The organism is Sulfitobacter profundi (assembly GCF_042661425.1).
Taxonomy (GTDB): Bacteria; Pseudomonadota; Alphaproteobacteria; order Rhodobacterales; family Rhodobacteraceae; genus Sulfitobacter; species Sulfitobacter profundi.
Genome location: NZ_JBHSWA010000001.1, coordinates 1,322,181 through 1,336,551, shown reverse-complemented (window position 1 = coordinate 1,336,551; position 14,371 = coordinate 1,322,181). Strand labels below are relative to the sequence as shown.

Genomic DNA, 14,371 nt, shown 5'->3' with positions numbered 1-14,371 from the left:
TTGAAACGTTGGGCTGCCGGTCGGGTCAGGCGGAAAGGTGCGGTGCAGCTTCGGGCACGGGCGCGCCGTCTTGCATCGGCGGCCACGGGCGGTGGCTGTCGGCACGGATCCATTCGGCCACCCAGCCGGGCACCTCGGGCGAAGGTTGCTGCCGCCCCATGGCGCGCAGCACCTTTTCCGGCGGGATCAACCCGTTACGATCGGTCACGGCAGAGCGGTAGAGCACATGGCTCGCGCATTCGCCGTTCTTCTTCCACATGGATTGTTCCAGATAGATGAACTTGTCATCCCAGCACAGAGTTCGGCTGCGCATCTCGAACTTCTCAAACATGCGGATGCGGCGGCGGAACCGGGTGCTGGAGCCTGCGATTGTGATTGCCCATTTGTTTTGGCGAAGCAGCGTAATCAACCCGGCACGCTGCGCCATGGCGGTGCGGCCCAGATCATACAGCGACAGCGCCCGCCCGTTGTTCAGCTCCATCCAGATATCGAGGTCATGCGGCCAGCAGATGTGGTGGCTGACATGGGTGTCGGTCAGGTTTTCCAGCGGCGCCTGCCGCGCGGCGACGATGACGTCTTTGGCCATGCGGATGATCGGGAACATGGGGCTTTCCTTTGTCGTGACGGTGCCGATCTGCGGCGGAAGCGCTGCGCGGTCAAGCATATACGTCGCGGCACTCTTGCCCTTTGTGGACGGGGCGCTTAACTGTCTTGCGTCAAACCAAGGGGATATTCCATGACGTCACTGTTCCAAATCCTGATGCTGCTTTTGAACATCGTTTGGTTCATCGTCATCGCCCATGTCATCATGTCTTGGTTGATCAATTTTCAGGTGCTGAACCTGCGCCAGCCTTTGGTTGCGCAAATCTGGGACGGGCTGAACCGGATTCTAGAGCCAGTCTATAGCCGCGTGCGCAATGTGATCCCGCCGATGGGTGGTTTGGATCTGGCACCATTGATCGTGCTGATCGTCGTGGCCATCGCGCGGATCGTGCTGACAAACAACGCCGCGGCCTTCTACTGAACCGTGCCAAGCCCGGTCCGCGCGCCCATGTCGCGTGCATCTGGCCTTGTTCACGGTTTGTTAGTGGGAGTCTGCATAAAAAGAGCAGACAATCTTACAGGTTCTCCATGACAGGCGCTGCCACGCTTCTTCGTGATGTATTCGGTTTCGACGGGTTCCGCCCCGGCCAGCAAGAGATTGTGGAGGCCGTGACCGAGGGCGAGAACGTGCTTGCCATCATGCCCACGGGCGGCGGCAAGTCCTTATGTTTCCAACTGCCTGCGCTGATGCGCGAGGGGGTGACGGTGGTCATCAGCCCGCTGATCGCTCTGATGCGCGATCAGGTTCGTAGCTTGCAAGAAGCGGGCGTCGCGGCGGGCGCGCTGACCTCGGGCAACACACCCGAAGAGACCGACGCGGTTTGGGAGGCGCTGGAGGCCGGTACGCTCAAACTTCTCTATATGGCACCCGAGCGGTTGGCGGCAGGCTCCGCCATGGGGATGCTGCGGCGCGTTGGCGTCAATCTTATCGCCGTGGACGAGGCGCATTGCGTCAGCCAATGGGGCCATGACTTCCGCCCCGATTACCTGCGCATCGGTGAATTGCGCCGCACGCTGAACGTGCCGCTGGCCGCTTTCACCGCCACGGCTGACGCCGAAACTCAGGTCGAGATTGTCGAAAAGCTCTTCGACGGCACCCCGCCGCGCGCCTTTCTGCGTGGGTTCGACCGGCCCAACATCCACCTTGCCTTTGCCGCCAAGAACAAGCCGCGCGATCAGATCCTGAATTTCGCCGCCGCGCGGCGCGGGCAGTCGGGCATTGTCTATTGCGGCACGCGGGCCAAGACCGAGGGGCTTGCCAAGGCGCTGCGCGATCAGGGGCAAATGGCGCTCCATTACCATGGCGGGATGGAGGCCGAAGACCGCCGCATCGCCGAGCGTCGGTTCCAGCAAGAGGACGGGTTGATCGTCTGCGCCACGGTGGCTTTTGGCATGGGGGTCGACAAACCGGACATCCGTTGGGTCGCCCATGCGGACCTGCCGAAATCGATCGAGGCCTATTATCAGGAGATTGGCCGCGCCGGGCGTGACGGGGCCCCGGCTGAAACCCTGACCCTCTTTGGCCCCGATGACATCCGCCTGCGCCGCAGCCAGATCGACGAAGGGCTGGCCCCGCCCGAACGCCGCGCCGCCGATCACGGGCGGCTCAACGCGCTGCTCGGTTTGGCCGAGGCGCTGGAGTGTCGTCGCCAGACCTTGCTGGGCTATTTTGACGAGACCGAAATCACCTGCGGGCGCTGTGACCTCTGTGATACGCCCGCGGATGTGTTCGATGGCACCACGGCAGTGCGCAAGGCGCTCTCGGCCATGCTGCGCACGGATGAGCGGTTCGGCGCGGGGCATCTGATCGACATCCTTTTGGGCAACGAGACCGACAAGGTCCGCCAGCGCGGCCACCAATCCCTGCCCACTTACGGCGTCGGCGGTGAATACAGCCGTAACGAATGGCAGGCCGTGTTCCGTCAGATGATGGGGCACGACCTTGTTCGCCCCGATGCCGAACGCCACGGCGCGCTGCGGATGACCGATGCCGCCCTGCCGATCCTACGCGGTGAGGCGTCGATCAACCTACGGCGCGACACGATCAAAGCGGCGGGTGCCAATCGCCGACCTGCCGTTAAAGCGATGGTCAGCGATGAAGACGCGCCGCTATTGTCGGCGCTTAAGGCCAAGCGACGTGCGTTGGCCGAGGCGGCGCGCGTGCCTGCCTATATCATCTTCACCGACCGCACCCTGATCGAGATGGCCGAGGCGCGCCCGCAAAACCTTGATGCCATGGCCCGTATCGGCGGCGTGGGGGCGAAAAAGCTGGAAAACTACGGCGCGGCCTTTCTTGAGGTGATCAACGGCGAAGCGCAGCCGATGCATAAGGCCCGGCGCAAGCTGGCGGGGCGCGAGGCGGGCAATGTCTATGACCAGTTGTTGCAGGTGCAGGCCGATCTGGCGCGGGGTGAGCAGGGCACCGAGAAGCCGTTAAGTTGCTCTGCCGCGATGCTGGCCAAGGTGGCGCAACTGCGCAGCGCCGACAGTTCTGCCATTGAGCGGCTCTTAGGCGACAAACGCGCCGAACGCTTTGGCCCCGCCTTTCTGGACGTTCTGCGCGACGCGGGCTAGATCACCCGAAACGCCCCAAGGAGACTGCCATGCTCGTCGTTATTTCACCCGCCAAACGCCTCGACTGGGCCGAACGCGATGTCGCGGATACCCGGCCGGATTTTCAGGAAGATGCTGTGCGGCTGGCGACCACGGCGCGTAATCTCACTTTGGGCAACCTTAAAGACCTGATGAGCCTCAGCGACGATCTGGCCCGTCTCAACCGCGACCGATTTCAGGCGTTCGAAGCCGAGCCCAGTGCCGACACCACCCGCCCCGCCGCGCTGGCATTTGCCGGCGACACCTATCAGGGGCTGGAGGCCGCGAGCCTTGATGCGGATGAGATGACCTATGCCCAAGAGCACCTGCGCATCCTCTCGGGGCTTTACGGCGTGCTGCGCCCGCTCGACGCGATCCAAGCCTACCGGTTGGAGATGGGCAGCAAGCTGAAAACCCGCCGCGGTGGCAACCTCTATGACTACTGGCGCGACAGCCTGTCAAAGGCGCTGAACGCGCAGGCCGAGGCCACCGGCAGCGATGTTCTGGTGAACTGCGCCAGTCAGGAATACTTTGGTGCGGTGGACCTCAAGGCGCTGAAACTGCGCGTGATCACCCCGCAGTTCATGGAAGACAAGGGCGACGGTAAAGGGCCGAAAATCGTTAGCTTTTTTGCCAAGAAAGCACGCGGTGCCATGGCGCGGTATATCGTGCAGCACCGGGTGAATGATCCCGAGGGGCTGCGGGATTTTGACAGCGGCGGCTATGCCTATCAGCCCGATGCCTCGACGCCCGAGCGTCCGGTCTTTGTCCGGCCCTATCCGTCGACCTGATCTGGGGGCGGGGGCAATGCGCGCGATCCCGCCATATGCCACCCGCCGGGCAATTGCCGCGCATGGCGAAGGGGGTAGACCTAGCGCCATGAAATACCCGCTTGTTACCGCCGCCCTACTTGCCTGCGCCACACCGCTTGGCGCGCATCCGCATATCTTTGTCGATACCGGTTTTGAGGTTATCCTCGATGCCGAGGGGCGCTTGACCCATCTGCGGATCACATGGGCCTATGACGAATTCTATTCTCTGTTGGTGACCGAGGATCGCGGCCTCGACCCCGATTACGATAGCGTGCTGACCGAGGCGGAAGTCGCCTCTCTCAACGGGTTCGACATGCGTTGGGTTGAAGGGTTCAACGGCGATACGGTCTTGCTGAACGGCGGTGAAGAGATCGCGCTTTCCAGTCCGCAAGAGGTGGCGACGACCTTTTCCGAGGGCCGGATCATCACCAGCCATCTGCGGGCGGTCGAGGGCGATGCGCCTGACGCGAATGGGCTAGTCATTAAACCCTATGACCCGACCTATTACACTGCCTATGAGGTGACTCAGAAGGTGACCGTGCAAGGCGATGACGCCTGTCGCGCGCGGGTCAAGATGCCAGAGATGAACGCCGATCTGCGCGAACTTCAGCAGGATCTGAGCGCCTTGGACGCGAATACCGATCCGAACGATGTCGGCCTGCCTGAAATTGGCGAAGCCTTGGCCAATGAGGTGGTGATCACATGCGACGCATCATAGCGCTGGCCGCATTGGCGACCCTGCTGGCGCTGGCGGCGCTGTGGTGGACGGGGGCTTTAACGCCCTTGCCCATTGGGCGGCAGGGCAGCAACGCGGGTTTCAAAACAGCATCGCCAGCGGGCTGCGCGCCACGCGGGGGCGATACCGCGGCGTTCTGGACGGTGCTGCTGGCGTCTTTTGCCTACGGCGTGGTCCATGCTGCAGGGCCGGGGCATGGCAAGATCGTGATTGGCGGCTATGGGCTGGCGCGCTCTGTGCCGATGCTGCGGCTGTCGCTAATCGCTCTGGCCGCCTCGCTTGGCCAAGCGGTGACGGCGGTGGTCTTGGTCTATGCGGGGATCCTGCTTTTGGGCCTTGGCCGTGAGGCTCTGGTGGGCGTGACCGAAGACATCATGGCCCCGGCAAGCTACGGCGCAATTGCCCTTATCGGGCTTTGGCTGATCTGGCGCGGGCTGCGTCATGCGCGCCAAAAGAAGGTGGCGCATAGCGAAGAGGTCTGCGGCCATTGCGGTCATGCCCATGGGCCGAGCTTGGCGCAGGTCCAGCAGGCGGGCAGCCTGCGCGATGCGCTGCTTTTGATTGCTGGGATCGCCATCCGTCCCTGCACAGGGGCGCTGTTCGTGCTGGTGATCACTTGGCATATGGGCATCGGCGGTGTCGGTGTTTTGGGCGCTTTTGCCATGGCCCTTGGCACCGGGTTGATCACCATCGCCACCGGGCTTGCCGCCACGGGGTTGCGGGCGGGGGTGCTTGGTGGGCTCGCCGGATCGCCGCGCTTGGCACAGGCCGCGGCGGTGGCAGAGCTGACGGCAGGGCTTATCGTCGTCACGCTTGCGGGCGGGCTGCTGCTTCGCGCGCTTTAACGGCGGCCTTCGCGCAGCCAAGCGGCAATGATGAACAGGGCCGAGAGCAACAGCACCAACCACCCCGGCAGCAGCGGTGTTTGCCGCACATCGCGGGTCTCATAAGCGCCACGTGGGGTCAGCCCCAGCCAGCCGCGTCCGGCAGCCGGGCGGCCAAGGCGCACGTCGCGCAGGCGCGGCAGCCCGTCTTCCACCCGTGCCACGCCACCGCGCAGGGTGTCGATGGCTGGGCGCAGTGCTGCGTCACTGGCAATCGTCTCAATAAACTCGCGCGGGGCAGCAGGGCCTAGGCCGATGACAGTCACCTCCTCCCCGTTTTCCAATCGGTAGAGGCCCATCTCTTCGCCCGTGAATTCAGCCTCGAAACGGCCCGGACCAGCGGGGCCGAGGGGCACTTCGGTGGTGCTGCCATCAGGGGCGGTGATGGTGACGGGGGGCACGGTTTCATCCAAGGTGCGCCGGGTGATGCGCATGGTGCGGCCTTGGGCGGTGGCGGTCAGCGCCTCTTCCTCAAGCTCGGGTTCTTTCATCATCCAATGCGCCAAACGGCGCAGCAGTTCCAACTGCGGGCCACCGCCCTCATAGCCCCGGTTCCACAGCCACGCATGGTCTGAGGCCAGCAGCGCCACGCGGCCTTCGTCGACGCGGTCAAGCACCAGCAGTGGGCGGTCGTCTGCGCCGCTCATCACCACATCGCCACGCTCAGCTGTCACGTCGATCTGGCGCAGCCAGCGGCCCCAGTCGCCTTTGCCCGGCAGTTCGGCGGTCACGGGATGGCGCTGACCGATGTCGGTCACGACGGGGGAAGGCTTCCTCCAAAACCCGCGCGGTGGGGGTGGCAGGCAGCACCGTGCCAAGCGGCGACCGGTAGAGGCTGTCGGCACTGGCGAAATCCGGCCCCGCCGCGACCAGCACCGCGCCGCCCTTGCGCACATATTGCGCCACGTTGTCGAGGTAGAGCGCAGGTAGGATGCCACGCCGCTGGTAGCGGTCAAAGATGATCAGGTCAAAGTCGTCAATCTTGTCCATGAACAATTCGCGCGTCGGAAAGGCGATCAGCGACAACTCGTTCACCGGCACGCCGTCCTGCTTGTCGGGCGGGCGCAGAATCGTGAAATGCACCAGATCGACCGCGCTGTCGGACTTCAGCAGGTTGCGCCACGTGCGCCCCCGGGATGCGGCTCGCCCGAGACGAGCAGCACGCTCAGCCGGTCGCGCACCCCGTTCATCTGGATCAGCGCGGCATTGTTGCGGTCGGTCAATTCCCCCGGCGCTTCGGGCAGGGAGAAACGGATCACATTGCGCCCCCCGTGGGGCAGGGCGACGGGCAGTTCGAGGTCTTGGCCAATGGGAACGTCAAAGCTTTGCGGGTCTTCACCATCGACAGAGATATCAAGCCGGGTCAGCCCCCGTCCTCGGGCGCGGCGCCCAGATCGTCGATGCGCAGGGTCAGGGTCACCGGCTCCCCGATGATGGCAAAAGCAGGGGCATTGCGCACGGTCAGGCGGCGGTCCCAATCTGCGGCCCGACCGGTTTGCAGCAGGTGCAGCGGCGCGGGCAGGTCAAGCGGCAGGTCCGCGTCATGCACCCGGCCATCGCTAACCGCCAGAATGCCCGCAATCCGCGCGCGCGGCTCTTCGGCCAGCGCGTCGGCCAGCGTGGTCATCAACCGTGTGCCCGCGTCCTCGGCCCCGTCGGGCACGGTGATGCGGCGCAGTTCCGTATTCGGGCGCGCGGTGATCCGGTCGGCCATCGCCTCGGCGGCGGTATCGGACTGGTCGGCGCGGTCCGCCAGCCGCTGGCTGGCGCTTTCGTCTTCCAACAGCAGCACGATGTCACTCAGCGGGGCACGGTCCTCGGTTTGATAGGATGGGCCAGCCAATGCGCCGAGCACCACCACGGCGGCCAGCCCCCGCAGTGCCCAGCCCGACAGGCCACGCCACACCGCCAGCAGAACGCCAATCGCGGCAAGCACCGCCAGCCCAATCAACAGCGGCAGCGGGATCAGCGGGTCGAAAAGCACGGTTCCGGTCATTGGCCCAACCTATCCAGCAGCGCAGGCACATGGACCTGATCGGATTTGTAGTTGCCCGTCAGCACATGCATCACAAGGTTCACACCAAAGCGGTAGGCCAATTCGCGCTGCCGTTCTCCGGCATAGCCGCGCCCGATGGGCAGCAAGGGCGCGCCATCGCGGCGCACGGCCCAAGCGGCGGCCCAATCGTTGCCGCCGATCACCACCGGGGTGACACCGTCATTGAGGTTGCGGAAAGGCATCCCCTCGATCCGTTCGGCGTCGGGCGGCGCGGCCTCAACCCAGACATCGCGGCTGGTGTAGCGGCCCGGGTAGTCCTGCAGCAGATAGAAGGTGCGGGTCAGCACATGGTCGCCGGGCAGCGGCTCAAGTGGTGGGATGTCGAGCGGGGCGGCCAATTCCTGCAGCTTGCGCCCGTTCGGGCTGGCGGCGCCATAGCTTGCGATATCCGCGTCGCGTGTATCAAACAGGATCAACCCGCCCGAGCGGAGATAGTCGTTCAGCTTGCCATAAGCCTCGGTTGAAGGCTGTGGTTGATCGGGGGTGACGGGCCAATAGAGGATCGGGAAAAAGGCGAGTTCGTCCTGCTCCAAATCGACACCTGTGGGCAGGGCAGGCTCTACCGTGGTGCGAAAATAAAGCGTGTCCGACAGGCCGATCAGCCCGGCGCGGGCGACCTCGTCAACGTCGCTATTGCCGGTCAGCACATGGGCCAGCGTGACCTCGGAGGCGGAGCGCACGGCAAAGCTTTCGGGGTCAGTCTCTTGCGCGTCCCCCATTTGTGGCAAGCCCAGCCCCAAGATCAGCGCCAGAGTACCAGCCGAGCGGCGCAGCAGCAGCCCCGAAAGGGCAAGAGAGGCCAGCACATCGGCAACCAGCAACAGGATCGCGAGGCTCAGAAGTGCTCCGGCCAGCGGCTGTTCCGGCGGCAGCGCAAGACCACGCAGCGGCACATCCGAGGGCCATGTGGCGGGGGTGAGCGTGGTCTCAGCAGTCAGCACATTGCGCGCCAGCCGTCGGTCTTCTGAGCCGTAGATGCCGGGGGTAGCGCAGGGCCAGCGGGGGCCGAAATCAAGTCAGGCCCCGCGACACCGGGCAGGTTGCCCGCGTCCGACAGGGTGCCGAAACCGTCCATCACCCGCAGCGGGGTCCATGTGGTGCCCTCAAGGCTGCCGGCCTCGGGCGTGCTGGCACCAGAGGACACAGCCAGCCGCTCCATCATCTGCACGAAAAGGCCCGACAGCGGCAGGGTCGACCACTCCGCCGTGGCGGTAACGTGGAAAAGCACGATCTGCCCCTGACCCACAGCCTTGCGCGTGACCAGCGGCGTGCCGTCACTCAGCGACGCAATCACCCGGTCGGCCAGTGTCGGGTCCGGTTGCGCCACGACCTGAGCGGAAACGGTCACGTCCTCCGGCACCGGCAGGCCAAAGAAGGGCGATCCGTTGCGGAAAGGGGCCAGCGCCTTCGGCTCGCCCCAAGACATTGCCCCGCCCACGCTGCGCCCCCGGCGCGCAGGCGCACGGGCATCAGCGGGTCTTCGTCGATGCGGCTGACATCACTGGCGGCAATGCGTGGCCCGGCGAAGCGAATGAGCATGCCGCCCGCGTCGATCCACTCTTGCAGCGGCTCGGCCTCGGCGGGGCTGAGGGTGGCCACATCGGCCAGCACGATCACATCGGGGTTGGCGGGCAGCACCTCGGACAGGGTGCCGTCGATCAGGTCAGCACTCGGGGCCAACGCCTGTTCGATATAGTGCAGCGGCGAGAGCAGTTGCAGCCCCTCCTGCGCCCCGCGCCCGCTGATCAGCGCGACCTCACGGCGGCGCAGCCCGTCGTCGACCAAGGTGCGCGCCCCGGCAGAGCGTTGGCCCGCGATATCGAAAGAGGTCAGCCGCGCGCGCATCTCGGCAGGCAGCGAGAGGGAAGTGCTGGCCTCGGTCGCACCCGCCTCGAAACCTGCGTTGGCGGTGGCCAGCACGCGGGCGTTGCCTGCCGGGTCGCGGCCATGGGCCTGCACTACGGCGTCGCGTTCCGGGCCGGGGGCGGCGCGGCGCAGGGTCAGGTCGATTGCACCGTCTTGATAGACCGCGGGCGCGATGCCGATGACGTTGTTGGCCGACTGATGGACCTCAACCGCCCCTTTGGCTTGCAACGTGGCGAGCAGGTCATCGCGGCCCGGATAGTCCAAGCCATCGCTGAACCACATCGTGTCAAAGGCGGGCAGGTCTGCCATGATTTCGGTTGCGCGAGCGATCTCAGCTGGGGAAGGCTGCCACGGCGCGGGGGAAAGCCCGGCAAGGCGGCTGCGCCATGCGTGGGCGGATTGGAAGGTTGGCACCTGCGGGTTGGTCAGGGTCAGGATGCCCACCGTCCGCTCGGCCCGTCCGGCACGGGTCAGTTGCGTGTCCACGGCGGCCAACTGTTGGTCCCAGCGGCTGGCCCCGGCCCATGATGTATCCAGCACCATCAACAGCGGGCCGCTGCCCTGTTCCGCCTCGGCCTGCGGGTTCAGGACCGGCCCGGCAAGGCCAACAATGATCGCAGCCACGGCCAGCATCCGTAGTAGCAGCAGCCACCACGGCGTGCGGTCCGTCGTGCTTTCGTCATCCGCCAGACCCAAGAGCAGCGCCACACCGGGAAAGCGGCGGCGGATCGGGGCGGGGGCACGGCACGCAGGATCAGCCAGAGGATCGGCAGCGCCAGCAGGGCCAGCAGTAGCCAAGGCGCGGTGAAACCGATGCCGCCGAAAACGCTCATGCAGCACTCCCTTGCCGCGCGTCCAACGCGCCATAGAGCCACAGCAGCGCCGATTGCGCCGAGGCATCCGTGTGGTGCAGCCCATAGCGCCAGCCGGTGCGGGCGCAGAGTTGTTGCAATTCATCTTTGCGCGCCGCGAGCCGGTCGAGATAGCGGTCGCGCAGGTCGTTCGCCTTCAGCGTCTCGTGGCGCAGCGTGCCGCCGACGCTTTCGAAAATGGTACGGCCCGCAAAGGGAAGGCTTCCTCTGCCGGGTCGAGCAGGTGATACAGCACGCCGCGCACGCCGCGATCAGCGGCTTTGGTCAGCGCGGTGCGGACGGGTTCAAGATCGCCCATGAAATCCGAAATAAAGATAGCCCGAGCATGGGGGATCATGCCGCGATGTTCGGGCGGGGCATATTCGCGGGTGTCTTCTTGGCAGAGCAATTCGGCAAGACGCAGCACCTGCGGATTGCCGCGCCGGGGCGGCAGGGCGGTGCCGGTAAGGCCCACCCGTTCACCGCCGCGCAGCAGCAGGATCGACAGCGCGAGGCCCAACAGCCGCGCGCGATCTGCCTTATCGGGCAGCCCTTTGTCAGAGGCAAAGCGCATCGACGCGCCCTGATCGACCCAAAGCATGACCGACTGGGCAATTTGCCATTCCCGCTCTCGCACGAACTCTTGATCGCCGCGCGCCGAGCGGCGGTGGTCGACCATCCGTCGGCTGTCGCCCATCTGCGCGGGGCGGTATTGCCAGAAATCATCCCCCGTCCCGGCACGGCGGCGGCCATGGGCACCGGGCAACACGGCACCGGCCAGATGCTCGGCCCGCGCCAGAAGGGCGGGAAGCCGGGCCGCCTCGCCCTCGGCGTCGGCCCTGAGGGTTAGGGGGAATGGGTCACGCGGCGGCCTTTTTCCCGATCAGTTGACCGGCGGTGGCGTCGATCAGCCCTTGCAGGCTTTCGCCGCGTGCGCGGGCGGCAAAGTTCAGCGCCATCCGGTGGCTTAGCACCGGGCGGGCCATGGCCAGCACGTCTTCGGCAGAGGGGGCAAGCCGCCCCTCCAGCAGCGCACGGGCGCGGACCGTCAGCATCAGCGCCTGCGCGGCACGGGGGCCGGGGCCCCAGGCAACACTCTCGCGCACGGGCTGGGTGGCTTCGGGTTCATCGGGGCGGAAGGCGCGGACAAGGTCAAGGATCAGCTCCACCACGCTGTCGCCCACGGGCATCCGGCGCAGCAGGTTTTGCGCGGCCAGCAGGTCTTCGGTAGAGAAGACAGGGCGCACCGCGCCATCTTCGACGCCGGTGGTGGCGATCAGGATGTCCCGCTCGGTCGCGCGGTCGGGGTAGGCCACGTCGATCTGCACGAGGAAACGGTCAAGCTGTGCTTCGGGCAGCGGGTAGGTGCCTTCTTGCTCGATCGGGTTTTGCGTGGCGAGCACGTGGAAGGGCTGGCCCAATGCGCGGTCTTGGCCAGCCACCGTGACGGTTTTTTCCTGCATCGCCTGCAAAAGCGCAGACTGCGTGCGCGGGCTGGCGCGGTTGATCTCATCCGCCATCAGAAGCTGGCAAAAGATCGGCCCTTCGATAAAGCGAAAGGCCCGGCTGCCGTCGGGCGCGGTATCAAGCACTTCGGAGCCCAGAATATCGGCGGGCATCAGATCGGGGGTGAATTGCACGCGGTTGCCGTGCAGGCCCATGACGGTGCTCAAGGTCTCGACCAGTCGTGTCTTGCCCAAGCCTGGCAGACCAATCAGCAGCCCGTGCCCGCCGCAGAGCAGCGCAGTCAGCGCGAGGTCGACAACTTGCTCTTGGCCAACAAACCGCCCGGTGATCGACTGCTTGGCCTTGCCCAGCTTTTCGGTCAGCGCTTCGATCGCGCGATCAGATCATCCGCTTCGGCCATGACATTTCTTTCCCCGGAGTTATATCTTTCAGGTGTAAGTGTATCGCGACCAAAGGGAATGGCAAAACCAATGAGCGGACAAAATACCGTGACACCCAGTGCAGACAGCCTGATCGAAGCCGCCAAGGCCGCAAAAACGCGCGGAACCCCGCCGCTTGAGAAGTGGAACCCGGAATTCTGCGGCGATCTGGACATGCAAATCAAACGCGACGGGACGTGGTTCTACCAAGGCACGCCGATTGGGCGGATCGAATTGGTCAAATTGTTCGCTTCGATTCTCTGGCGCGAGGGGGATGACTATTTCCTCAAGTCCCCGGTCGAGAAGGTGGGCATCACGGTCGAAGATGCGCCCTTTGTCGCCGTGGATTTCGAGGCCGAAGGCGAGGGCGAGGCGCAGCAGTTGCGGTTTCTCACCAACCTAGGCGATGTGGCCGAGGCGGGGCCGGAGCATCCGATCCGCGTGGTCCGTGATGAGGAGACGGGCGAGCCTTCACCCTATGTGCTGCTGCGCCGGAACCTTGAGGCGCTGATCGACCGCAAGAGCTTTTACCGCTTGGTCGATCTGGGCGAGCACCGCGATGGCTGGTTTGGTGTCTGGTCGGGTGGGGAATTCTTTGGCATCATCCCGTCGGAAGACCTGCCGTAAAGCCATCGAAAGCCCGAAATGCCGCTGATACCTGCCGCCAACCTGTCGCTGCTCTGGTCGGAGTTGCCCTATCTGGATCGGTTCGACGCGGCGGCAGAGGCGGGATTTGGCGCGGTCGAAGTGTTGTTTCCCTATGACATCCCCGCGAAAGAGACGCAGCGCGCCTTGCTGCGCAACGGGTTAACGCTTGCTCTGATCAATGCCCCACCGCCGAATTATACCGGTGGCCAGCCCGGCTTTGCGGCCATTCCGGGCGGGGAGGCGCGCTTTGCCCATGATATGCGCCGGGTCTGGCGCTATGTCGACGCGCTGCGGCCCAAGATGGTTCATGTCATGGCCGGGGAGGCCGAAGGGCCAGCGGCGGCAGAGGCATTCGTGGCGAACCTCCGTCATGCCGCCGCCGAGGCGCCGCCGGAGGTCACTTTGATGATCGAGCCGCTCTGCCCTGAGGCCAGACCGGGGTATTTCTTGAACGATTACGCTCAGGCGGCGGATCTTCTCGCGGCAGTGAATGTGCCGAATGTGGGGCTGCAGTTCGACAGTTTTCACGCGCAGATGATCCATGGCGATGCCGTGGCGGTATTCGAGGAATATCGCCCCCTAATCCGCCATGTGCAGCTTGGTGACGCGCCGGGGCGTGGGGCGCCGGGCAGCGGTGATGTCGATTTCGACGGGCTCTTTGCCGCGCTGCGGGCGGGTTATGACGGTTTTGTCAGCGGGGAGTATGCGGCGGGCGTGGCGACGGAGCAGACGCTCGGATGGGTGGCCGCCTTAGGGGAATGACACCGGCGTATCGCCGGGCTGCCACTGGGGGTATTTGCTCATCACGCTTTCGAACCGGGGCGCGGTGAGGAACCGGTCGAGCCAGCCGCGCAGGGCGCGCCAGTCCTGCGCGTCGAACCAAGCGCGGTCGATAAAGGCGAATTGCCGCACGAAGGGCAGGATCGCGTAATCGGCCAGCGTCGGGCGGTCGAAGATCCAGTCACCCAGTTGCGCGTCGAGGTCTTGGAGAAAGGCGGCAGCCTTGGCGCGTTGTTCTTGGGGGTCCACATCGGAATAGCGGGTGGCGTATTTGGTGCGGTCGAGCGCGTCTTTGAACGGGCCATCGGCGCGGGTGATCCAATCGTGCCCCTCGGGCGGCATGTCGAGCCAGCCTTCGGGATCGTTCTGGGCCAGCGCCCATTTCATGATGTCGAGGCTTTCGTCGATGGGGCCGGTTTCGGTGACGAGGCAAGGGACGGTGGCGGTGGGGGATGCCGAGAGGAATGCTTGCGGTTTGTCCCGCAGGACGACTTCGCGCAGGTGGACGGGCGTTTGCGCGGCGGCAATGGCGAGGCGGGCGCGCATGGCGTAGGGGCAGCGGCGGAAGGAGTAGAGGATTGAGGTCATGGGGAGTATTTAGGTGACATGGGCAAGATGTACAAAGGGCCATGGCCTGACCGCGGGTCGGCGACCGGG

General features: G+C 65.2%; 9 protein-coding genes and 4 pseudogenes. 7 read left to right on the top strand and 6 right to left on the bottom strand.

The genetic code is table 11. From position 1 onward, the window contains the following. Positions 1–25 precede the first annotated feature (25 nt). Positions 26–604, bottom strand: coding sequence for an acyl-CoA thioesterase (locus tag ACFQAU_RS07065; protein WP_132443864.1), 579 nt, complete (start codon positions 602–604; stop codon positions 26–28). A 132-nt stretch (positions 605–736) separates the two neighbouring features. On the opposite strand from ACFQAU_RS07065, the gene ACFQAU_RS07060 reads away from it, so the two are divergent. From ACFQAU_RS07060 to ACFQAU_RS07040, 5 genes are all read left to right on the top strand, one after another. Beyond that, positions 737–1,024 (top strand): YggT family protein, encoded by a 288-nt coding sequence (locus ACFQAU_RS07060; protein WP_067622549.1) that lies wholly within the window; start codon positions 737–739, stop codon positions 1,022–1,024. A 107-nt stretch (positions 1,025–1,131) separates the two neighbouring features. Further along, positions 1,132–3,177: a DNA helicase RecQ gene (gene recQ / locus ACFQAU_RS07055; protein WP_132443863.1), complete on the top strand. Its 2,046-nt coding sequence runs from the start codon at positions 1,132–1,134 to the stop codon at positions 3,175–3,177. 29 nt (positions 3,178–3,206) lie between these two features. Next, positions 3,207–3,986, top strand: a complete 780-nt coding sequence (gene yaaA, locus ACFQAU_RS07050) for a peroxide stress protein YaaA (protein WP_132443862.1) — start codon at positions 3,207–3,209, stop codon at positions 3,984–3,986. Positions 3,987–4,074: 88 nt separating this feature from the next. Beyond that, positions 4,075–4,725: a DUF1007 family protein gene (locus tag ACFQAU_RS07045; protein WP_120352024.1), complete on the top strand. Its 651-nt coding sequence runs from the start codon at positions 4,075–4,077 to the stop codon at positions 4,723–4,725. Further along, complete coding sequence (locus tag ACFQAU_RS07040) at positions 4,710–5,588, top strand: nickel/cobalt transporter (protein WP_386281385.1); 879 nt, start codon at positions 4,710–4,712, stop codon at positions 5,586–5,588. The genes ACFQAU_RS07045 and ACFQAU_RS07040 overlap by 16 nt, the downstream gene beginning before the upstream one ends. On the opposite strand, the pseudogene ACFQAU_RS07035 reads toward ACFQAU_RS07040, so the two are convergent. The 4 pseudogenes from ACFQAU_RS07035 to ACFQAU_RS07020 form a co-directional block, all read right to left on the bottom strand. After that, positions 5,585–7,623, bottom strand: a pseudogene (locus ACFQAU_RS07035) (hypothetical protein). The gene ACFQAU_RS07040 and the pseudogene ACFQAU_RS07035 overlap by 4 nt on opposite strands. Continuing rightward, a pseudogene (locus ACFQAU_RS07030) lies at positions 7,620–10,382 on the bottom strand (DUF4159 domain-containing protein). The pseudogenes ACFQAU_RS07035 and ACFQAU_RS07030 overlap by 4 nt, the downstream one beginning before the upstream one ends. Continuing rightward, positions 10,379–11,253: pseudogene (locus ACFQAU_RS07025) on the bottom strand (DUF58 domain-containing protein); the annotation flags it as partial. The pseudogenes ACFQAU_RS07025 and ACFQAU_RS07030, both read right to left, overlap by 4 nt. A 7-nt stretch (positions 11,254–11,260) precedes the next feature. Further along, positions 11,261–12,267: pseudogene (locus ACFQAU_RS07020) on the bottom strand (AAA family ATPase). A gap of 70 nt (positions 12,268–12,337) precedes the next feature. Here ACFQAU_RS07020 and ACFQAU_RS07015 point away from each other — a divergent pair. Further along, positions 12,338–12,913, top strand: coding sequence for a DUF1285 domain-containing protein (locus ACFQAU_RS07015; protein ID WP_120352018.1), 576 nt, complete (start codon positions 12,338–12,340; stop codon positions 12,911–12,913). Positions 12,914–12,931: 18 nt separating this feature from the next. After that, the gene (locus tag ACFQAU_RS07010) at positions 12,932–13,696 is read left to right on the top strand and encodes a hydroxypyruvate isomerase family protein (RefSeq protein ID WP_206054273.1); all 765 of its coding nucleotides are present in this window, start codon (positions 12,932–12,934) and stop codon (positions 13,694–13,696) included. On the opposite strand, the gene ACFQAU_RS07005 is transcribed toward ACFQAU_RS07010, so the two are convergent. After that, complete coding sequence (locus ACFQAU_RS07005) at positions 13,685–14,302, bottom strand: glutathione S-transferase (protein ID WP_132443857.1); 618 nt, start codon at positions 14,300–14,302, stop codon at positions 13,685–13,687. The two genes, ACFQAU_RS07010 and ACFQAU_RS07005, sit on opposite strands and share 12 nt — an antisense overlap. Positions 14,303–14,371: the final 69 nt, after the last annotated feature.